Annotated in this window: 19 protein-coding genes, 1 tRNA gene and 1 other RNA gene; 11 read left to right on the forward strand and 10 right to left on the reverse strand. The window is 63.9% G+C overall.

The genetic code is table 11. The annotated features are described in order from the left end of the window. Position 1: 1 nt before the first annotated feature. Positions 2–418 carry a secondary thiamine-phosphate synthase enzyme YjbQ gene (locus ACGYLD_RS00340; protein WP_271691743.1) on the forward strand — a complete coding sequence of 139 codons (417 nt, stop codon included), beginning with the start codon at positions 2–4 and terminating at the stop codon, positions 416–418. Between the two features lie 18 nt (positions 419–436). Here the strand turns inward: ACGYLD_RS00340 and ACGYLD_RS00345 are convergent, their stop codons facing one another. Continuing rightward, a complete protein-coding gene (locus ACGYLD_RS00345; protein WP_271691742.1) occupies positions 437–1,108 on the reverse strand; it encodes an SDR family oxidoreductase in 672 nt (223 codons plus the stop codon). 186 nt (positions 1,109–1,294) lie between these two features. Between ACGYLD_RS00345 and nrdR the strand changes: the two genes are divergently transcribed. Further along, a complete protein-coding gene (gene nrdR / locus ACGYLD_RS00350; protein ID WP_067264800.1) occupies positions 1,295–1,762 on the forward strand; it encodes a transcriptional regulator NrdR in 468 nt (155 codons plus the stop codon). Between the two features lie 11 nt (positions 1,763–1,773). Further along, positions 1,774–2,871, forward strand: a complete 1,098-nt coding sequence (gene ribD / locus ACGYLD_RS00355) for a bifunctional diaminohydroxyphosphoribosylaminopyrimidine deaminase/5-amino-6-(5-phosphoribosylamino)uracil reductase RibD (protein ID WP_271691741.1) — start codon at positions 1,774–1,776, stop codon at positions 2,869–2,871. Between the two features lie 3 nt (positions 2,872–2,874). On the opposite strand, the gene ACGYLD_RS00360 is transcribed toward ribD, so the two are convergent. The 3 genes from ACGYLD_RS00360 to ACGYLD_RS00370 form a co-directional block, all read right to left on the reverse strand. Beyond that, positions 2,875–4,899, reverse strand: a complete 2,025-nt coding sequence (locus ACGYLD_RS00360; RefSeq protein ID WP_394400534.1) for a capsular polysaccharide biosynthesis protein — start codon at positions 4,897–4,899, stop codon at positions 2,875–2,877. Positions 4,900–4,908: 9 nt separating this feature from the next. Beyond that, positions 4,909–6,039, reverse strand: a complete 1,131-nt coding sequence (locus tag ACGYLD_RS00365; RefSeq protein ID WP_197470901.1) for a polysaccharide biosynthesis/export family protein — start codon at positions 6,037–6,039, stop codon at positions 4,909–4,911. Positions 6,040–6,153: 114 nt separating this feature from the next. Then, positions 6,154–7,446 carry a capsule biosynthesis protein gene (locus ACGYLD_RS00370; RefSeq protein WP_271691738.1) on the reverse strand — a complete coding sequence of 431 codons (1,293 nt, stop codon included), beginning with the start codon at positions 7,444–7,446 and terminating at the stop codon, positions 6,154–6,156. Between the two features lie 130 nt (positions 7,447–7,576). Between ACGYLD_RS00370 and ACGYLD_RS00375 the strand changes: the two genes are divergently transcribed. From ACGYLD_RS00375 to nusB, 4 genes are all read left to right on the forward strand, one after another. Beyond that, entirely contained in the window at positions 7,577–8,164 is a 588-nt protein-coding gene (locus ACGYLD_RS00375) for a riboflavin synthase (RefSeq protein WP_209219322.1), read from the forward strand. Positions 8,165–8,245: 81 nt separating this feature from the next. Then, entirely contained in the window at positions 8,246–9,370 is a 1,125-nt protein-coding gene (gene ribB / locus ACGYLD_RS00380) for a 3,4-dihydroxy-2-butanone-4-phosphate synthase (protein WP_067264809.1), read from the forward strand. A 5-nt stretch (positions 9,371–9,375) separates the two neighbouring features. Continuing rightward, positions 9,376–9,927, forward strand: a complete 552-nt coding sequence (locus ACGYLD_RS00385) for a 6,7-dimethyl-8-ribityllumazine synthase (protein ID WP_271691737.1) — start codon at positions 9,376–9,378, stop codon at positions 9,925–9,927. Next, a complete protein-coding gene (gene nusB / locus ACGYLD_RS00390) occupies positions 9,924–10,400 on the forward strand; it encodes a transcription antitermination factor NusB (RefSeq protein ID WP_067264814.1) in 477 nt (158 codons plus the stop codon). Before ACGYLD_RS00385 ends, nusB begins: the two co-directional genes overlap by 4 nt. 58 nt (positions 10,401–10,458) lie before the next feature. On the opposite strand, the gene ssrS is transcribed toward nusB, so the two are convergent. The 3 genes from ssrS to ACGYLD_RS00405 form a co-directional block, all read right to left on the reverse strand. Further along, a non-coding RNA gene (gene ssrS / locus ACGYLD_RS00395) (6S RNA) lies at positions 10,459–10,613 on the reverse strand. Between the two features lie 75 nt (positions 10,614–10,688). Next, a complete protein-coding gene (locus ACGYLD_RS00400) occupies positions 10,689–11,465 on the reverse strand; it encodes a hypothetical protein (protein ID WP_271691736.1) in 777 nt (258 codons plus the stop codon). Further along, entirely contained in the window at positions 11,462–12,787 is a 1,326-nt protein-coding gene (locus ACGYLD_RS00405; protein ID WP_271691735.1) for a hypothetical protein, read from the reverse strand. The genes ACGYLD_RS00400 and ACGYLD_RS00405 overlap by 4 nt, the downstream gene beginning before the upstream one ends. 89 nt (positions 12,788–12,876) lie before the next feature. On the opposite strand from ACGYLD_RS00405, the gene ACGYLD_RS00410 reads away from it, so the two are divergent. Then, on the forward strand, positions 12,877–13,353 hold the full coding sequence (locus tag ACGYLD_RS00410; RefSeq protein ID WP_271691734.1) for an MmcB family DNA repair protein: 477 nt from the start codon (positions 12,877–12,879) through the stop codon (positions 13,351–13,353). Between the two features lie 64 nt (positions 13,354–13,417). On the opposite strand, the gene ACGYLD_RS00415 is transcribed toward ACGYLD_RS00410, so the two are convergent. After that, positions 13,418–13,606 (reverse strand): DUF6324 family protein, encoded by a 189-nt coding sequence (locus ACGYLD_RS00415; RefSeq protein WP_209219317.1) that lies wholly within the window; start codon positions 13,604–13,606, stop codon positions 13,418–13,420. Positions 13,607–13,943: 337 nt separating this feature from the next. On the opposite strand from ACGYLD_RS00415, the gene ACGYLD_RS00420 reads away from it, so the two are divergent. Together ACGYLD_RS00420 and ACGYLD_RS00425 are read left to right on the forward strand one after the other, a co-directional pair. Next, positions 13,944–14,020, forward strand: a tRNA-His gene (locus ACGYLD_RS00420). A gap of 170 nt (positions 14,021–14,190) precedes the next feature. Then, entirely contained in the window at positions 14,191–14,646 is a 456-nt protein-coding gene (locus tag ACGYLD_RS00425) for a PRC-barrel domain-containing protein (RefSeq protein ID WP_271689592.1), read from the forward strand. 78 nt (positions 14,647–14,724) lie between these two features. Here the strand turns inward: ACGYLD_RS00425 and ACGYLD_RS00430 are convergent, their stop codons facing one another. Both ACGYLD_RS00430 and ACGYLD_RS00435 read right to left on the reverse strand, forming a co-directional pair. After that, positions 14,725–15,207, reverse strand: coding sequence for a PaaI family thioesterase (locus tag ACGYLD_RS00430; protein ID WP_394400539.1), 483 nt, complete (start codon positions 15,205–15,207; stop codon positions 14,725–14,727). A gap of 81 nt (positions 15,208–15,288) precedes the next feature. Next, positions 15,289–16,155 carry a methylenetetrahydrofolate reductase gene (locus tag ACGYLD_RS00435; RefSeq protein ID WP_067264828.1) on the reverse strand — a complete coding sequence of 289 codons (867 nt, stop codon included), beginning with the start codon at positions 16,153–16,155 and terminating at the stop codon, positions 15,289–15,291. 94 nt (positions 16,156–16,249) lie between these two features. On the opposite strand from ACGYLD_RS00435, the gene ACGYLD_RS00440 reads away from it, so the two are divergent. Continuing rightward, complete coding sequence (locus tag ACGYLD_RS00440; RefSeq protein WP_394400542.1) at positions 16,250–17,155, forward strand: LysR family transcriptional regulator; 906 nt, start codon at positions 16,250–16,252, stop codon at positions 17,153–17,155. The last annotated feature ends 66 nt before the right edge of the window (positions 17,156–17,221 follow it).

Genomic DNA, 17,221 nt, shown 5'->3' on the forward strand with positions numbered 1-17,221 from the left:
AATGCAGACAGTCTTTACCATTCAAACCCGCGGTCAGGCGCTCTACGAGTTCACGGATGACGTGGCCCGCTGGATTGCGGGGCAGGGGGACGGGCTCCTGACGCTCATGGTGCAGCACACCTCGGCCTCTTTGCTGATCCAAGAGAACGCAGACCCGGATGTGCAGCGCGACCTCTTGGCCTATTTCGCCCGGCTGGTGCCGCCCGCCGATGCGCCAGAAATGAGCTATCTCACGCATCTGATGGAAGGGCCGGATGATATGCCCGCGCATATCAAAGCCTCGGTCCTGCCGGTGAGCCTTAGCATCCCCGTCGCGCGGGGACGGATGATGTTGGGGACTTGGCAGGGCATTTACCTGTTCGAGCATCGCGACGCCCCGCATCAGCGGCGCATCGCGGCGCATTTCCGGCCCGACTGACGCCGGACCGGGCAGGGGTCACCCCGTCGGCATCAGGTGAATTTCCCGCACCGCCGCCCGCGCGGGCGCTTCGAGCGCATGCATCACTGCATCTGCCACATCCTCAGGCTGCAACTTGTCGGGTTTGGCCTCATCGAAAAAGGCGGTGTCGACCATGCCGGGTGAGACCACCATGCAGCGGCCACCCCATTCGGCCATCTCATCCGCCAGGTTACCTGCGTAGCCGTGGATAAACCACTTGGTCGCCCCGTAGATCGACCCTTGGATATGCCGCCGCCCGGCAGCAGAACCGGTCACGATATATTGCCCCGTGGTCTTGCGCAGATGCGGCATGGCAGCATGGGCGGTATAGAGCGCGCCCATGATGTTGAGCTCGACCATCGCTTTCCAATCCTGCGGGTCGCCATTCTCTGTCCCCGCCGGGCTGGTGCCGCGCCCGGCGTTGGCAAAGGCAGCGTCAACCTGTCCGAAGTGGTCGGCCAGTTTGTCGATCGCTTGTTTCTGCGCGTCGTAATCGGTGGCGTCGCCCACCAGCACGAGTGCTTGGTCGCCAATCTCGGCGGCGAGGTCGTTCAGCTTGTCTTCGCTGCGGGCAAAGAGGCCGATGTTCCAGCCCGCTTTCGCGGCGGCGCGGGCGGTGGCGGCGCCGATCCCGCTGGAGGCGCCGGTCAGGAAAAGTGTCTTGGTCATGGTATGCTCCGTTTATAGCCTTCGCTGACCAACGCAGGGGCATGGCGTTGGGTCCATGACACATATTTGAACGCAAGATATAGCTGTGGAAATCTTCTCTACCCAAAACCTCGCGGCTCCCCTATAAGTTTTGACAAGAGGGCCGCGCGCCCCACAAGTGAGGCAGGATGAAGAGGGGGACGGCCGATGCGCTGCCCGTTTTGCGGAAATATCGACACCCAAGTGAAAGACAGCCGCCCGGCCGAGGATCACGTCTCGATCCGGCGCAGACGGTTCTGCCCGGCTTGTGGAGGCCGCTTCACCACCTACGAACGGGTGCAGTTGCGCGACCTTGTGGTCATCAAAACCTCCGGCAAGCGCGAGGATTTTGACCGCGACAAGCTGGAACGCTCGATCCGTATTTCCATGCAGAAACGCCCCATTGATCCCGAACGTATCGATCAGATGATCTCGGGCATCGTGCGCCGGTTGGAAAGCATGGGCGAGACCGACATCAGTTCGAAACATATCGGTGAGATCGTGATGGAGGCGCTGGCCCGGATCGACACCGTGGCCTATGTGCGTTTCGCCTCTGTTTACAAGAACTTCCAAGCCGCGGACGATTTCGACAAATTCGTTCAGGAACTGCGGCCCGACGCCCTGCCGGAAGAGTGACCGGCGAGCGGATGAGCGACGCGCGGTATATGGCGCTGGCGCTGTCCTTGGGGCGGCGCGGGCAGGGCAATGTCTGGCCCAATCCGGCGGTGGGCTGCGTCATCGTGCAAGGCACGCGGATCGTCGGGCGCGGTTGGACCCAACCCGGCGGGCGCCCCCATGCCGAGCCGCAGGCGCTGGCGCAGGCGGGTGCGGCGGCGCGGGGGGCGACGGTCTATGTCACGCTTGAACCCTGCTCCCACCACGGCAAAACGCCGCCCTGTGCGCAGGCGCTGATCGACGCAGGCGTGGCCCGCGTGGTGATCGCGACGCAGGATGACGACGCGCGGGTCAACGGGCGCGGCATCGCGATGTTGCAAGATGCCGGGATCGAGGTCTCGGTCGGTCTGCACGAGGACGCGGCCCGCGCGGATAACGCCGGTTTTTTCTGCCGCACCGATCTGGGCCGCCCGATGCTGACGCTGAAGCTGGCCAATTCCTTTGACGGGCGCATCGCCACCGGCACGGGCGAAAGCCAGTGGATCACCGACGCCCCCGCTCGGCGGCTGACCCATGCTATGCGCAGCCGTCATGACGCGGTAATGGTCGGGGCGGGCACCGCCCGCAAGGACGACCCGAGCCTGACGGTGCGTGGTCTTGGCATCGCCCAGCAACCGGCGCGCGTCGTCGTCTCCCGCAGGCTCGACCTGCCGTTGATGGGGCAACTGGCGCGCACGGCGGCTGAGGTGCCTTTGATCCTCTGCCACGGTGCGGATGCCGATCCGGCTTTGGTCAAAGCCTGGGCCGATCTGGGGGCGACACTGCTGCCCTGTGCCGCACGCGGGGCGCAGTTGGACCCGCAGGATGTGATGCGGGAATTGGCGGCGCATGGTCTCACAAGGATCTTCTGCGAGGGGGGGAGCGCCTTGGCCGCTTCGCTCATCGAGGCGGATTTGGTTGACCGGCTGGTGGGGTTCACCGCCGGGCTGGTGATCGGGGCCGAAGGTCTGCCCGGCGTTGGGGCGCTTGGCCTGTCGCGGCTGGCCGAGGCCCCGCGCTTTGCGTTGCAATCCAGCCAGCAAATTGGGCCGGACCTGCTGCACGTCTGGCGGCGAAACGCAGCCGATTGAGCGCTATCGCCGCCAAAGGTGGCTCTGGCTGGCAAAGACCCCTTGGAGTTTCGACAGCATCCGGTTGTCCAACCCGGCGCGGGGCAGGCGGCCCGTGGCCAGCCGTTCGACCACCACTTCGACGGGGCAGGGCAAGCCGCTGACCGGGTCGCGGTAGCGCGGGTAGTCGATGAGCGCGGCATGAACGAGCCCTTCGAGCGTCGGTGTCGCGCGGCGGCGGGGGGGCACATCGCCCCGGTCTTCGGTCAGCCCCCAGCCCGCGTAGAAAGGCGCGCCCAAGGTCACCACCGGCACCCGGCGGAGGAGCGCTTCGAACCCCAGAAGGGAGGTCATGGTCCAAACCGCGTCGACTTGGCCGAGAAGCGCCACCGGGTCGGCCCGGTGCAGGATCAGATCGGCGTCGCCCGCCTCCGTCGCGCCTTTGCGCAGGCCCGCTTCAACATCAGGGTGGGGTTTGTAGAGGATCACGGCATCCGGGTTTGCGGTGCGTGCGGCGGCCAGCAGGGCCGCGTTGCTGCACACATCGCCCGTGCCTGTGAGGATGGAGGCGTCGTCTTCGACCTGTCCGGGGACGAGGATGCGCCGCCCCGGCGGTAGGTCGGGCGCGGCACCGCCGAGGTTGTATTTGCTGAGGCCCGCCCCGGTGAGCGCCGCGATCAGCGCGCGGGCGCGGGCCAGTTGATCGGGGCGCAGGTCGGCGCGTTTCGCGATCGATTGCTCTAACCGGCTGGGTCCTTGGGGATCGTAGTAAATGCCCAGATCGTCACAGACCAGCGACAGGGGCGGGACCAGTTCGGCCCCCAGCCCACGCGAGCGCAGAAACCCGTCCTCGACCCGCAGCGCATCTTGGGGCGCGACCTCGGCCTTGCTGGCCCAGACCATGGCGCGGCGGGGCGGCTTGGGGACTTCTGCCGGGCCTTTGCGAAAGCGAAGGGGCGTGGCCGTTCCGAAGAACTGTTGCAGCGGGCGGCGCTTCCACAGGCGCATGCCCCATGCGTCCCAGCCGCGATGATCCTCTCGCCACGCGCGGGCCTGCGCGGCAAGGGCGGTAAGGGCCGTCTCGAAACTGCCGAGTTCGTCGCGATAGGGGTCGTACCAGGTCGGATAGAGGATCATCGCGGCGGCGAAGAGTTGCGCGCGGCTAAGGCGGCGCTGGCGGCGTTGGACGGGGAATTCATCTTCGGTCAGCCCCCAACCGGCGTAGAAGGGCTGGCCGAAGACGCGCGGCCTGTGGCCTGCAAAGATCGCCTCGAACCCCATTTGCGATGAGACGGTGTAGACACCCACCGCCCCTTCGAACAGCGCCCAAGGGCTGATGGGATCGGTCAGCAGGGTGATCCGCTCGTTGGTATCCTCGGGGCCGTAATGCCCGGCGCGGAAGCCCTGTGCCGTCTCGGGGTGGCTCTTGATGATGACCCGCGCGCCGGGGTGTTCCTCTTGCGCGAAGACGAGCATTTCCAGAAACCGTGAACGATCCGCGCCTGAGGCGGTGACCGAGGCATCGCCGCGGGTCTGGTCGATCACCAACACATAGCCCGGCTCCGGCGCGGGCATGTCGGGGTCAAAGCCCGCATATTTTGTCAGATGCGCCTCGGCCATCTGCGCCATGCCGCCCCGGGCGCGGTCCAGGAGGGCGGTGTCGTCCAGCGGGTGGCGGGCCAGCAGCTCTTCGAGGTCCGAGGGGTGGGCGGGATCGAAATGCGCGCCTCGGCTGTCGATCAGCAGGCCCAAGGGCGGCTCGCCCGCGCGACCGGGGTGGAGCGAGCGCAGCCATCCGTCCTCCACCCGGATCACTGGCACGCCGCGTTTGGCGGCCACGGCCAGCCCGCGATGCGCGGTGGGGGAGTTGCCCCAGACCGCCACCGCATCATCCGGCCCGGGCAGGCCAAGGCGCAGGGAATGGCCCGACAGTTGCAAGATGCGCCGCAGACGGCGCTGTGTCAGAAACCCGCCGTTATATACGAAAAGCCGCCGGCTCCTTTCGGGACCGGCGGCGGGGTGTTGGTATGGGTCAGCTTCGAATGCCACCGGGGTGGATCATTCGGTCAGCGAGGTGATGCTATCCGCCGAACCCGCCGTGCCAGTGATGGCCGAGATTACCTTGCTCCACTGGGTGAAGGGCGCTTCGGTCACATAGATCGTGTCGCCGTCGCGGATCACGAAATCGCGGGCCATGAACATGCCGTTGGGCTTGGTCAGGTCGGTCACATAGACCATGCGCTGCGCGCCGGTCAGATCGCTGCGGCCCAGCACCTGTTCGGCGACTTCCTCAGGCTCATTGCGGAACACGAAGACGCCGGTGGGGTCGGCCGAGAGGGGGCTGAGCCCGCCCACCTGCGCGATGCCTTCCAAAAGCGAGAGGTTTTGCGATTCAAAGGGCACGCGGGCCTGTCCGCCGGTGGCGCCAAGCGCGGTGAAAGAGCGGGTGTCTTCCTCGACCAAAATCCGGTCGCCCGGGCGCAGGGCGATGTCGAGTTCGGGGTGGTCATAGAGGTCTTGGAACCAAATCTTACCGCGCTGCCCGCCGCGGATGACGGTGACCTGCGCGATTTCGGGGATGATGGTCACACCGCCCGCGCGTGCCAGCATGGCGGCCAGCGTGCGGGTCGGACGCTCGATCGGGTAGACGCCCTGCGCCCCGATGGAACCGATGAGCGAGACGGTCGAGCCGTCACCGGCGGCGCGGCGCACTTCGACCTGCGGGTCGGGGGTCTGCTCGCCGAGCTTGTTGGTGATGATGCGGCGGATCGCCTCGGGCGTGTTGCCCGCAGCGCGAATGCGGCCCGCGTAGGGGATAAAGATAAAGCCCGCGCCGTCGACCTGCACCTCTTCCAGCATCGTGGCTGGCGCGCCTTCGACGCCGAGAAGCGGATCGTCCACGTTCTCATAAACCGTGATGCCAAGGATGTCGCCCGGCTGGATCGTGTCGGAACCGACCCGGCCCGCGTTCTTGAAGCTTTCCGAAAAGCCAAGCGCCGGGGCCACAGCGGTGGCGCGGGTCACACGGTCATTCACGCTGACGACAAAGGCATCGCCTTCGCGCTGAACAGAGCCTGCATAGATTTGCCGTTTGTTCGGTCCGACCTGCGGCAAACCACATGATGAGACGACGGCCACCGCCGCCAGCGCTGCGATGGGGCGCGCCCACCGGAAAGATACGGATTTCACTGCCCGGTCTCCTCGACCTGAAATATCTGCCTCGAAATCGCCAATTGTCTTGACGTATTACTTTACAACTTAGCGCAGCCTAGCGAAAAAATCTACAGGGCGGAATGGGTTAACTCAGGTGACGACCCGCAACTGTTGCCGAGGGGCCGCGGTGCCCTGTTCCAGTGCGTCATAGGGATCCTCGGTGGCGAGCATCATATCGACCACTTGGCGCAGCAATTGCCGCCGCCCGCGTGCGGCATAGAAACCGCCGGGAACCTGGGAGGTTTCAAGCAGATAGCGGCGGTAATCCTTATAGGCGCGGTTGTCGGGGCGGTTGGCGGTGGCAAAGAATTCCGGCAGCGGCTGGTCCGAGACAAACTCAGGCTGGGAATAGACCGCGCGGCCAAAGACCTTGAGGGGGATGCCGCGCCAGAGCACCTGTTGCCCGGCGGTGGAATTCACCGTGACAGCACTCCGGGTGTCATTGAGAAGCTGTGCCAGCTTGCCGCCGCGCACGAAATGGACCCGGTCGGAAACCCCATGCGCGCGGGCCAGCCGTTTGACATCGCGCCGCACCGGCACGCGGCCATCCTCCAGCGGATGCGCCTTGATGACGAGGTGGTGATGCTGCGGCGCGCCCTTGGCGAAACCTTCGATCACCAGTTCAAGGAAATCGGCCATTGTGTTGAAGGGCGAATGTTTCTGGAAAGAGGAATCATGCTCCAGTTGCAGCAGCGCCAGATGATAGGGAAAGCCGCCCAGCCGAATCTTCAGCGTGGCCAGCAGGCGGTCGGCGGCCAGCACCGGCATCAGCAAGAGCCGCTTGAGGTAGAGGCGGAATTCCTTGGTGACCGGCAGGCTGCGATGGGGTTTGAAATTGCGGTAGTCGCCGTTTCGGAACATCACGAACCAATGGTAAAGCGCGCCGTAAAAGATGTGGTGGCGCATGTCGCCCCAATGGCCCGGGGGCAGGGGGGCTTCCATGTCTGAGCGGGCGAGGGCGGCCTGCATTTGGGGAATTGTCATCTCCATCAGCCGCGAATTGCCGTTCGATCCGCCGCGTTCATATGTGACCCAATAGGGCCGCATATAGCCCTCCTCGAAGACATGGACGGTGATGCCACGGCGCTTGGCCTCGGCCACCGCTTCGGCGTGGATAGGGCGGGTGTCGCCGTAAAGCACGATGTCGGTGACCTGCTTGTCGTCCAGCAGGCTGGCAAAGACGCCCGGCCAATCCTCGACCCTGCCGCGATAGGGGATGTAGGTCGACGGATGAAACCAAAAGGCCCGGTCGCCCGCGTTGAAGCCCACGCGCCAGACCTCGGCCCCCGCGCGGCGCAGCATCTTGCCCAGACTGTTAAAGAAAGGGCCATGCGGTCCTTGCAGGAACAGGAAGGTTCTGGTCGGGGCGGCGGTCACGGTCATTCTGGTCCTTTGGTGGGGCTTTGCCCTCTTAACCACCATATAATAGGGGCGACAATGTGGCGTCACCCGCTCTTGCCTGTGGCGGTGACCGGGTTTACCACTGCGCGGAACCAGCAAAGGAGCCTACCCCATGTTCACCGGCATTATCACAGACGTTGGCACCGTGACCAAGCTGGAGCAGGAAGGCGACCTGCGCGCGCGCATCCAGACCGGCTATGACACCAGCGGCATCGACATGGGCGCCTCCATCGCCAGCGACGGGGTCTGCCTGACCGTCGTGGGGCTGGGCGAGGATTGGTATGAGGTGCAGATCAGCGCCGAGACCGTGGCCAAGACCAACCTCGGCCAGCACTGGCGCGAGGGCAAACGCGTGAACCTTGAACGCGCCTTGAAGGTGGGTGACGAGTTGGGCGGGCATATCGTCTCGGGCCATGTCGATGGCGTGGCCGAGATCATTGAGATGAAAGACGAGGGCGACAGCACCCGCGTGACCCTGCGCGCGCCCGAGGATCTGGCGCGGTTCATCGCGCCCAAAGGTTCCGTGGCGCTGAATGGCACCTCGCTGACGGTGAATGATGTCGATGGCTGTGATTTCGGCATCAACTTCATCCCGCATACCAAGGAGGTGACGACTTGGGGCGATGCAGGCGTCGGCGATCTGGTGAACCTCGAAATCGACACGCTGGCCCGTTACGTGGCGCGTTTGAACGAGATGTGACGCCGCGCCCTTCGGGGCGCGCTCTGGCCAAGCGGCGCGGGTCAGGCTAAGAGCCGGGCAACAGATAGATGGAAGCAGCCGATGCAATTTGACAAACCCGGACCGGTCGAGACAGGGCTGAGCGATGCGATCTCGCCCATCGAAGAGATCATCGAAGACGCGCGCCAAGGCCGTATGTTCATTCTTGTGGACCATGAGGACCGCGAGAACGAAGGCGATCTGGTGATCCCGGCTGAGTTTGCCGATGCTGCGGCGATCAATTTCATGGCGACCCATGGGCGCGGGCTGATATGTCTGCCGATGACGGCAGAGCGGGTCGATCACCTTGGCTTGCCGATGATGGCGGTGAACAACTCCTCCCGGCATGAAACGGCCTTTACCGTCAGCATTGAGGCGCGTGAGGGTGTCAGCACCGGCATCTCTGCCGCCGACCGTGCGCTGACCGTGGCCGTGGCGATCTCGGAACAATCCGGTTCGGCAGATATTGCCACCCCCGGCCATGTCTTCCCCCTGCGCGCCCGCGATGGTGGCGTGCTGGTGCGGGCAGGCCATACCGAAGCGGCGGTCGATATTTCGCGCCTCGCGGGGCTGCATCCTTCGGGCGTGATCTGCGAGATCATGAAGGACGACGGCGAAATGGCCCGTCTGCCCGATCTGGTGGAATTCGCCGCCGCGCATGGGCTTAAGATCGGCACGATCAGCGATCTCATCACTTACCGCCACAAGCACGACAATCTGCTGGTGGAGCGCGACAGCCGCACCGTGACCTCAGCCTATGGCGGCGATTGGCAGATGCGGGTGTTCTCCGACCAGATCACCGGGACCGACCATGTGGTGCTGACCAAGGGCGACATCTCAACGCCCGAGCCGGTACTGATCCGCACCCATGCGATCAACGCGCTGGAAGATATTCTCGGCCTCGGCCCCAGCCCTGCGGATGAGTTGCCCCGCGCCATGCAGATCATCGCCGAAGAGGGGCGAGGGGCCGTGGTGCTCTTCCGCGATCCTTACCCGCGCCTCAAGCTCGACCCCGAGGATGACGACCGCCCGCGCACGATCAAACGCACCGGTCTGGGCGCGCAGATCCTTTCGACAATGGGGCTGCATGAACTGGTCCTGCTGACCGACAATCCCGACACGCGCTATCTGGGCCTCGACGCCTATGCGTTGGAAATCGTGGGCACCCGGCCCATCACTACGGAGTAATCGCCATGGCATCCGCCGAAGAGCATACCATCCTGCCGCGCCCCAGCTTCGACGAACCGGTGAAGCTGCTGATCGTCGTCTCGCCCTATTACTCGGACATTGCGAATGGCCTGTTGACCGGCGCCAAGGCCGAGTTGGAGGCTGCGGGCGCCAGTTATGAGGTGATCGAAATGCCCGGCGCGCTGGAGATTCCCACCGCCATCGGCATTTCCGACCGGGGCAGCAATTTCGACGGCTATGTCGCGCTTGGCTGCGTCATCCGGGGCGAGACCACGCATTACGAGACCGTCTGCAATGACAGCAGCCGCGCCTTGCAACTGCTTGGCTTGCAAGGGCTTTGCATCGGCAATGGCATCCTGACGGTCGAGAACAAACAACAGGCCGAGGTGCGCGCCGACCCTCAGCGGCAAAACAAAGGCGGTGGCGCGGCCGCTGCGGCCTTGCATCTTATCGCGCTCGCTCGTAAATGGGGCCGCCAGAGCAAGGGCATCGGGTTCAAGCCATTCGGGCAGGACACTTTGATGGCCGGCGACACGGATGGATCAAACATCGCATGACCAGCAACGGGCCTTCGGGCAACCAGAAACGTAAGATGAAGTCGGCCTCGCGGCTCTATGCCGTACAGGCGCTGTTCCAGATGGAGCATTCCGCGCAGACGGTCGATGTCGTGCGTCACGAATTCATCGACCACCGTTTCGGTGCCGTCTATGAGGGCGACGAGATGCAGGAGGGGGATGTTGATCACTTCTCTCGCGTGCTCGAAGATGCGGTGAACTATCAAGCGCCGATCGACCAGATGGCCAACCGCGCCATCGTCGCCAAATGGGCCATTGCCCGGATCGACCCGACCCTGCGCGCGCTGTTCCGCGCCGCCGGGGCCGAGTTCCGCCATGACGACACGCCGCCGCGCGTGGTGATCAAGGAATATGTCGACGTGGCCCATGCCTTCTTCCCCGATGGGCGCGAGCCGAGCTTTGTCAACGCCGTGCTTGACCATATGGCCCGCGAGGCGCGCCCCGAAGCGTTCTAAACGCGCGGGAAAGTGGCCCCGAGGGGGCCATCTACCACATTGATGTCTTGGGAAAGTGACGGGAACCGCGCCTGCCGCTGCTGTTTTATATTCCCGAGGACCTGTATGTACAGGTGGGCGCCAGGTAACCGAACCAGGGCTCGGACAGAGCCAGCTCCCTCGGATTTGCTTAAGGCCACTGGAATGTAACGTTCACGAACAGGGCAGAACCCGTCGACCCCCGATGTAGGGGCCATGGGGGGCTGCGGCAAGGGGGCGGAAGTGGATTTGCAAAACTTCTCTGCCGGTTCAATCGTCGGCGGGGATAAAGCCGTAGCGGCGCAATTCTTCGGGCAGCAGCACATAGATTTCATCGGGTGGCGTGACCAGCGCGTGCTGCATCACCATCGGATCAATGCCCATATCATCAAGGTATCGCATCACCTCACCTTGGCCGCGCTGGATGTCCTCCACGGCGACAAAGGCGGGCAGGATCGTGCTTTCGCCAAAGTAATGTTGATGCACCCCGACCGAGGCGCTCTCGGGCACCGTCCGTGCCGCGCCGGCGGCCAGCAGATAGGGGCAGGCGGAATAGCAGATGTCGCCCTCCCGCAGCGCGGTGTCTAGCGCTTCGCGCCGTAGGTAGCGGCCCAGTTCCAAAGCGTCGCGGACCGATCCGCCGGGGGAATTGAGATAGATTTCCTCGGGCGCGGGGGTCAGTTCGCTCAACTGTTTGACGATCCGCTCCGCATCGCCCGCTTCGATGGCCCCTTCCAGCAGCGCCGCCCGCCCGCCCGAGACGGGGGTGAGCACCAGCCGGTCGGGAAGGGCGGTCTCGGGCATCGGCTGGCCCGGGGTTGGCGCGCGCTCGGGGCGGAAGCGGCGGGTCTGGTCGCCGGGGCGGATCGGCTCGGTCAATTCCGGGGCGCGCGGGCCAAAGCCCGGCAGGCGCAGCCCTGCGCCCAAATCCCCCCAGAACAGCAGCACCGCAAGGCCAAGTTGAAAGATCAGCACGCCGATCAGCACCCGCCCGACAATCGGCTTCCGGTGGGGGGCGTCGGCTTCTGGTGGGGTCTCCTCGCTCATGTGCTTTTGATCGATGTGACGGGGCCGGGGGCCGGTTCTTCGGTCGCATCCGCAGCGGGCGGCGCTTCGGCGGCGGGGCGTTTGTGGGCGGGGCTTTCCTGCATCGCCACATCGACATCGCGCACGGCGGCCAGCGCGGCGCGCAGTTCTGCAAGGGTCAGCGTGTCTTCGACCGCGGCCCCCTCCCGGCCCGAGCGGATCGCCCCTTGGGTGATGGAGAGGATCAGCACCAGCACGGCGGGCAACAGGTCAATCGCGATGGCCCCGGCCCACGAGGGCACGAAATTGCGCGCATAGAGGATCACCGCATCGGCGCTGGAAATCGGCGTATATGTCGTGTCGGCAGCGGGCGGCATGGCCTGCACATCCTGCGCTGCGCGCTCCAATGTCGCTGCACGCTGGGCCAGTACCTCCAGAACCGAAGTGATTGTCGCCCCTTGCGCGCCGCGTTGCTCTTCGTTGCTGCCGTCAAGCTCAGGCAGCACGACGGAGGCCGCCAAATCCTGCGCCGCGCGCTCCACCAGCGGGGCCACGGAAAGCTGCCGCAGCCGGGTGATCAGACCTGCAAGCCGCACGGCCTGTTCGGAAAACTCGACCGAGCGCGCCTGAACTGGGCCGGGCTCCACCGTAAGGGCGCGCATGCGGCTGAGGATCTGGTTCCCCTCGGCGAAGGCGTCATTCACCAGCGGGGTCTGGGTGGCGATCTGCGCCTCCAGCGCGCCCAGTTCTGCCGACTTCTGCCGCAGCACCCGGAACACCGCGCCGCGTCCGGCAAGACCCGACAGGCTGCCAGCGGCCTCTTGCTCGCTCAGGTCTTCAAAGCTTTGTCTGACCCGCGCCACGTCCCGCTCAAGCCCTTGGGCCGACAGGGCAATCTCATGGGTGCGCTCCAACGCGCCTTGGTAGTCCTGCACCGTCTCGGCCAGATGCTGCTCTACCGCCGCCGATCCGGCGAGCGCGGCGGCGTTCAGCCAGCTCGACATCGCGATGATCGCGACGGAGCCGAGCCCCATCGCCCCCAAAAGTCCCATCCGCGCACGGGTGGTGCGCACTGCGGGGAAGAGTCTCAGCAGATAGGACCAGAAGACGAAAATCCCCACCGAGACCGCCACCGAATAGGCGATCGCGGCAAAGGCCGACATGGCGCCGTTGTCATCCAGCAGCGACGAGACGCCAAGGTAGGTGTAAATGCCCGAGGCCACGGCCAAAACGCCAAGCGCCGTGCCCGAGAATGTATCGAGCCATGTCAGGTGGCCCTCCAATTCACGGGCGTAACGCACCCCGCGCGCCTGCGTCTCACTCATCGGTTCGCGTTGTGCCATGGGCCTCCCTCGCTTTGCTGGGGTGATGATAGGGGGTCACGGGGGAATTACCAAACTTTCCGGTGCTGCCCCTTGTGGATGTTCATCAAATGTTCATATTTGTCGCCATGATGGAGAATGACATACGACAACTCCAACCCGGCCAATTACTGGCGCGGGGGGTGATGCGGCATTTGGCCGATCTTGGGTTCGCCTCGGTGGAGGAACTTGTGCCGACGCGCGGTTTGCGGGTCGACGTGATGGCGCTTGGCCCGAAGGGGGAGATTTGGATCGTCGAATGCAAATCCAGTCGCGCCGACTTCATGGGCGACGCAAAATGGGAGGGCTATTTGGAATGGGCCGACCGGTTCTTTTGGGCCGTGGACAGTGAGTTCCCGGTGGAACTGCTGCCCGAGGAAAGCGGTCTCATCATCGGTGACTCCTATGGGGCCGAGATTGTGAGGATGTGCGATGAGACCAAGCTTGCGCCCGCCCGGCGCAAGGTGATGGTGCAGAAATTCGCGACCCATGCCGCCCGGCGCCTGCATCGCCTACGCGATCCCGACATGGCGCCGAACTGGTCTTGAAAGGGGGGGGGGTGAGGTTGTTCGCCCATATTCCTAAGGCGGGGCGAACCCGCGTTTAGGCGGCTTAGCGCCCTTTTTTGCCCGCGCGGTTCGCGGCGGCCATGATCTCTTCCGCGATTTCGCGGGCTTCTTCCGGGGTGAAATCCATCGGAATTTCAACGCCGCCGCCTTCGACGAAAAGGCGGACCATGCCCTTGTCTGTCGGGCCGATTTGCAGGTTTGCTTCGATGTCGCGTTCGGTGTCGATGCCCATGGGAGCCTCCGGTTTGGTGGGGCTTATCGCTAGCGCGGCATGGGCGAAAAGGCAAGATATCTTGGCGGGTTGCGGCGCAGGGCAGGGGCCGCGTTGGCCTTAGGTGACGGATGCATCATCACCGTTCTGGAAGAGGGTGTGGTGCCGTTCTGGCGGATCGGGAGATTGCCGCGACGCGCAGCTCGAAGACCGAGGGCGGAATCGCCGCGTCATCCACCCGCGTTTCCCGCATGAGTGCCGATGACACAGGGCGTGCGAAAAATCTGACGGAAACCGGCATTTCTTCTGACTTTGAGGTCTTGCATTCCTCCGCCACGGGCGCTAAATCCGCCCCAGTGCCGCCTTAGCTCAGTTGGTTAGAGCGCTTGATTGTGGATCAAGAGGTCCCTGGTTCGAGACCAGGAGGTGGTACCACCCCCCCCCATTTCATTCCATCTGCGCTTTGGGGCGAACTGCCTTTTTGCGGCGCGCGGCATGATGCTGCCAGCGCGCTGGCACCTAACCCATAGTAAATTTTAGATTTTTTGGAACGTTCTGTCCGAGCTTTCGTTGTGACCATAGCAAATAACGAAGAGGAGAGAGACATGAAAACGCTTACAGCCAGCACCCTTGCCCTGACACTCGCAGGCACCGCCGCTTTCGCTGAAACGCATATGACCGACTATTCCAACGTCGACAGCATGCAGATGAACGAAATGCGCGGCGATCTGATCCGGTCGCGCGACATCACCGGCGGTGAGATCTACACCCTCAACGAAGCCGGCGACGAATGGAGCCCGAATACGGCCTATAACGAAATCGGCGCCGATTGGAACGAAATTGGTGAGATCGAAGATATCGTTCTGTCCAAAAACGGCCAGATGGTCGGCATCGTGGCCGAAGTCGGTGGTTTCCTCGATATCGGTGACAAACACGTCATGATCTCGACACCCGATGTGAACCTCGTGGCCGTCGATGACCAAACCTACGCCTATGTCACGCGTCTGAGCGAAGAAGAGCTCGAAGCGCTGCCTGGCGTTGACGAAGGCTTCTGGGACTAATTTAAGCGGTTGATGCTTAAGCTAAATTTTCGGACCCCGGCGTGGAGCTTTCCGCGCCGGGGTTCTTCGTGGATGGGCTTAGGCAAGCTTCATCACGATGCAGGTGGTGGAGCCTGTGGCATAAAGCTTGCCATCTTCGACGCCGCGGATCTCGCCATGTGCGACACCGGTCGAACGGCCCACATGGTCTGTCGCCCCGATACAGTCGATCTCCATCCCCAAAGGCAGGCCGCGCAGGATATTAATCTTGTATTCCAAAGTGGTATAGACCGAGCCGCGGGGGATTTTCGTCATCACCGCGCAGGCCATCGCTGAATCGAGCAGCGTGCCGTACCAACCGCCGTGCACCGTGCCCATCGGGTTTGTCATGGCAAAGCTCGGCGCGCCGCGGAAGACGATGCGGCCCTCTTCGACCGAATGCAGCGCATAGCCCATGGTCTGGCCGATGGGCGGGCCAGGGTTGGTGCCATCGAGAATGGCCTGCATGAACTCCAGCCCCGAAAGCTTGAGCGCTTCGGATTGGGACAAAAGGTCAGCAGGGCTTTGGGCGATGCGGGGCATGGTCTTCTCCGGCAAGTGAATTTCGCCGGAGGATACGCCCGCGCGGGGCAGGGGCAAGCCCCCCTGCCGGAGGGACAGCGCTTACGCGACGTCCGAGAGATCAACCTGCGGGGTCACACCGATGGCGCGGCAGACGTCGCGGGTGAGTTCCGCGCGGTTGAGCGTGTAGAAATGCAGCGCATCCACACCTTCATCGATCAACTCGCTGCACAGTTCGGTGCACATGGCTTGGGCCAGCAGGTCGTGCCGGTCATCGCGGATCGCGGCCTCATAGGCTTGGTCGACCCATTCTGGGACCGGGGTGCCGCATTTGACGGCGAATTTACGGGCCGAGGTCCAGTTCACCACTGGCAAGATGCCCGGCGTGATCGGCTTGTCGATGCCCGCTTTCACGCAGGCGTCGCGGAAACGCAGGAAGGTCTCCGCCTCAAAGAAGAACTGGGTCAGGGCCTCATCCGCGCCCGCGTCGAACTTGCGTTTCAGCCAGTCGATATTGGCCTGTTGGTCTGCCGCTTCGGGGTGCGGGTCGGGGTAGGCGCCGACGCGGATGGTGAATTTGCCGGTTTTCGCCAGCGCCTCGATCAACTCGCAACTGTCGGCGAAGCCTTCGGGGTGGGGCACGAACTTGTCGGTGCCCGCTTGCGGGTCGCCGCGCAGGGCGACGATGTCCTTGATGCCTGCTTCGGCGAATTTATCGGCCACGTCGAGCGTCTCCGCCCGGCTGGCGCCGACGCAGGTCAGATGGCCTGCAACGGGCAGGCCCGAGGTGCGGTGCAGCACATGCGCCGAATCATGGGTGAGATCGCGCGTGGTGCCACCCGCGCCGTAGGTGACAGAGAAGAAACGCGGCGCCAGCGGGGCCAATGCCTGCGCCGCATCCCACAGTTTGAACGCCGCGCCGACGGTGCGGGGCGGGAAGACTTCGAAGGAAACGGCAGGCGTGGTCATTGAGAGATCCTTTTGGCGGTTTCACGTCTTGTCTCACATCTAGCCTTGTGAGACAAATTCATAACATTCATCTTGAACATGAGTAATGCCTCAAATGCACATTGAGTTCCGTCACCTGCGCACAATCAAGGCCATCCACGAGGCGGGCGGCTTGGCCCGCGCGGCGGATCAGATGAATATCACGCAATCGGCGTTAAGTCATCAGGTGAAGGGGTTGGAGGATCAGGCGGGGGTCGAACTCTTTGTGCGGCGCTCGAAACCGTTGAAGTTATCGCCCGCGGGGCAGAGGCTGTTGAAGCTCGCACAGCAGGTCTTGCCGCAGGTCGAAGCCTTGCAGGACGAGTTTTCGGGCCTGCGGGCGGGCAGCACGGGGCGGATGCATATCGCGATCGAATGTCATGCCTGTTTCGAGTGGCTCTTCCCGGTGTTGGAGCAGTTCCGCCGCCATTGGCCGGATGTGGATGTCGATATCCGTCCCGGTCTCGCCTTCGACGCGCTGCCTGCGCTGTTGCGGGAGGAGGTTGATCTGGTGGTCTCCTCGGACCCTGAGGAACTGCCGGGTGTCGAATTTGTCGAACTGTTTGATTACAATCCGGTTTTCGTAGCTTCGCAAAGCCATCCTTTGGCGGAAAAGTCCTTTGTCGAGGCGGCTGATTTTCGCGGGGAGACATTGATTACCTATCCGGTGGAACGGACCCGGCTGGACGTGTTCAGCCAGTTGTTGATCCCCGCCAAGGTCGAGCCTGCGACGATCCGGCAGGTAGAGCTGACGGCGGTGATCCTGTTGCTGGTGGCGTCCAACCGCGGGGTCTCGGTCCTGCCGGATTGGGTGGTGCGGGAGGTGAAATATTCCTCCGATTACGTGACGCGGCCTTTGACGGCCGAGGGGATCACGCGGCGGCTTTATGCGGCGGTGCGGCGGGATGATCTGGGCAAGCCGTTCATGGATGAGTTGCTAAAGCTGGCCGGGCAGGAGGCGCGGAAGTTGCAGCGGGCCTGAGCGATGGCCCGGCGCCTGCGGCTTGACGCCGGGCCGGGTGGGTGAACGCGCCGTTCCACAAGGCGG

Origin of the sequence: Sulfitobacter sp. 1A12056 (assembly GCF_043558125.1) — a bacterium.
GTDB classification, from domain to species: Bacteria; Pseudomonadota; Alphaproteobacteria; order Rhodobacterales; family Rhodobacteraceae; genus Sulfitobacter; species Sulfitobacter faviae.

What these genes read in the sequence shown, in the direction of transcription:
- ribD (WP_271691741.1), top strand. Translation starts at nt 1,774, where the DNA reads ATGAGCGACGCGCGGTATATGGCGCTGGCGCTGTCCTTGGGGCGGCGC.
- ACGYLD_RS00440 (WP_394400542.1), top strand. Translation starts at nt 16,250, where the DNA reads ATGCACATTGAGTTCCGTCACCTGCGCACAATCAAGGCCATCCACGAG.
- ACGYLD_RS00415 (WP_209219317.1), bottom strand. Translation starts at nt 13,606, where the DNA reads ATGGGCATCGACACCGAACGCGACATCGAAGCAAACCTGCAAATCGGC.
- ACGYLD_RS00340 (WP_271691743.1), top strand. Translation starts at nt 2, where the DNA reads ATGCAGACAGTCTTTACCATTCAAACCCGCGGTCAGGCGCTCTACGAG.
- ACGYLD_RS00345 (WP_271691742.1), bottom strand. Translation starts at nt 1,108, where the DNA reads ATGACCAAGACACTTTTCCTGACCGGCGCCTCCAGCGGGATCGGCGCC.
- ribB (WP_067264809.1), top strand. Translation starts at nt 8,246, where the DNA reads ATGCAATTTGACAAACCCGGACCGGTCGAGACAGGGCTGAGCGATGCG.
- ACGYLD_RS00385 (WP_271691737.1), top strand. Translation starts at nt 9,376, where the DNA reads ATGGCATCCGCCGAAGAGCATACCATCCTGCCGCGCCCCAGCTTCGAC.
- ACGYLD_RS00405 (WP_271691735.1), bottom strand. Translation starts at nt 12,787, where the DNA reads ATGGCACAACGCGAACCGATGAGTGAGACGCAGGCGCGCGGGGTGCGT.
- ACGYLD_RS00435 (WP_067264828.1), bottom strand. Translation starts at nt 16,155, where the DNA reads ATGACCACGCCTGCCGTTTCCTTCGAAGTCTTCCCGCCCCGCACCGTC.
- ACGYLD_RS00430 (WP_394400539.1), bottom strand. Translation starts at nt 15,207, where the DNA reads ATGCCCCGCATCGCCCAAAGCCCTGCTGACCTTTTGTCCCAATCCGAA.
- nusB (WP_067264814.1), top strand. Translation starts at nt 9,924, where the DNA reads ATGACCAGCAACGGGCCTTCGGGCAACCAGAAACGTAAGATGAAGTCG.
- ACGYLD_RS00375 (WP_209219322.1), top strand. Translation starts at nt 7,577, where the DNA reads ATGTTCACCGGCATTATCACAGACGTTGGCACCGTGACCAAGCTGGAG.
- ACGYLD_RS00425 (WP_271689592.1), top strand. Translation starts at nt 14,191, where the DNA reads ATGAAAACGCTTACAGCCAGCACCCTTGCCCTGACACTCGCAGGCACC.
- nrdR (WP_067264800.1), top strand. Translation starts at nt 1,295, where the DNA reads ATGCGCTGCCCGTTTTGCGGAAATATCGACACCCAAGTGAAAGACAGC.
- ACGYLD_RS00410 (WP_271691734.1), top strand. Translation starts at nt 12,877, where the DNA reads ATGTTCATATTTGTCGCCATGATGGAGAATGACATACGACAACTCCAA.
- ACGYLD_RS00400 (WP_271691736.1), bottom strand. Translation starts at nt 11,465, where the DNA reads ATGAGCGAGGAGACCCCACCAGAAGCCGACGCCCCCCACCGGAAGCCG.
- ACGYLD_RS00370 (WP_271691738.1), bottom strand. Translation starts at nt 7,446, where the DNA reads ATGACCGTGACCGCCGCCCCGACCAGAACCTTCCTGTTCCTGCAAGGA.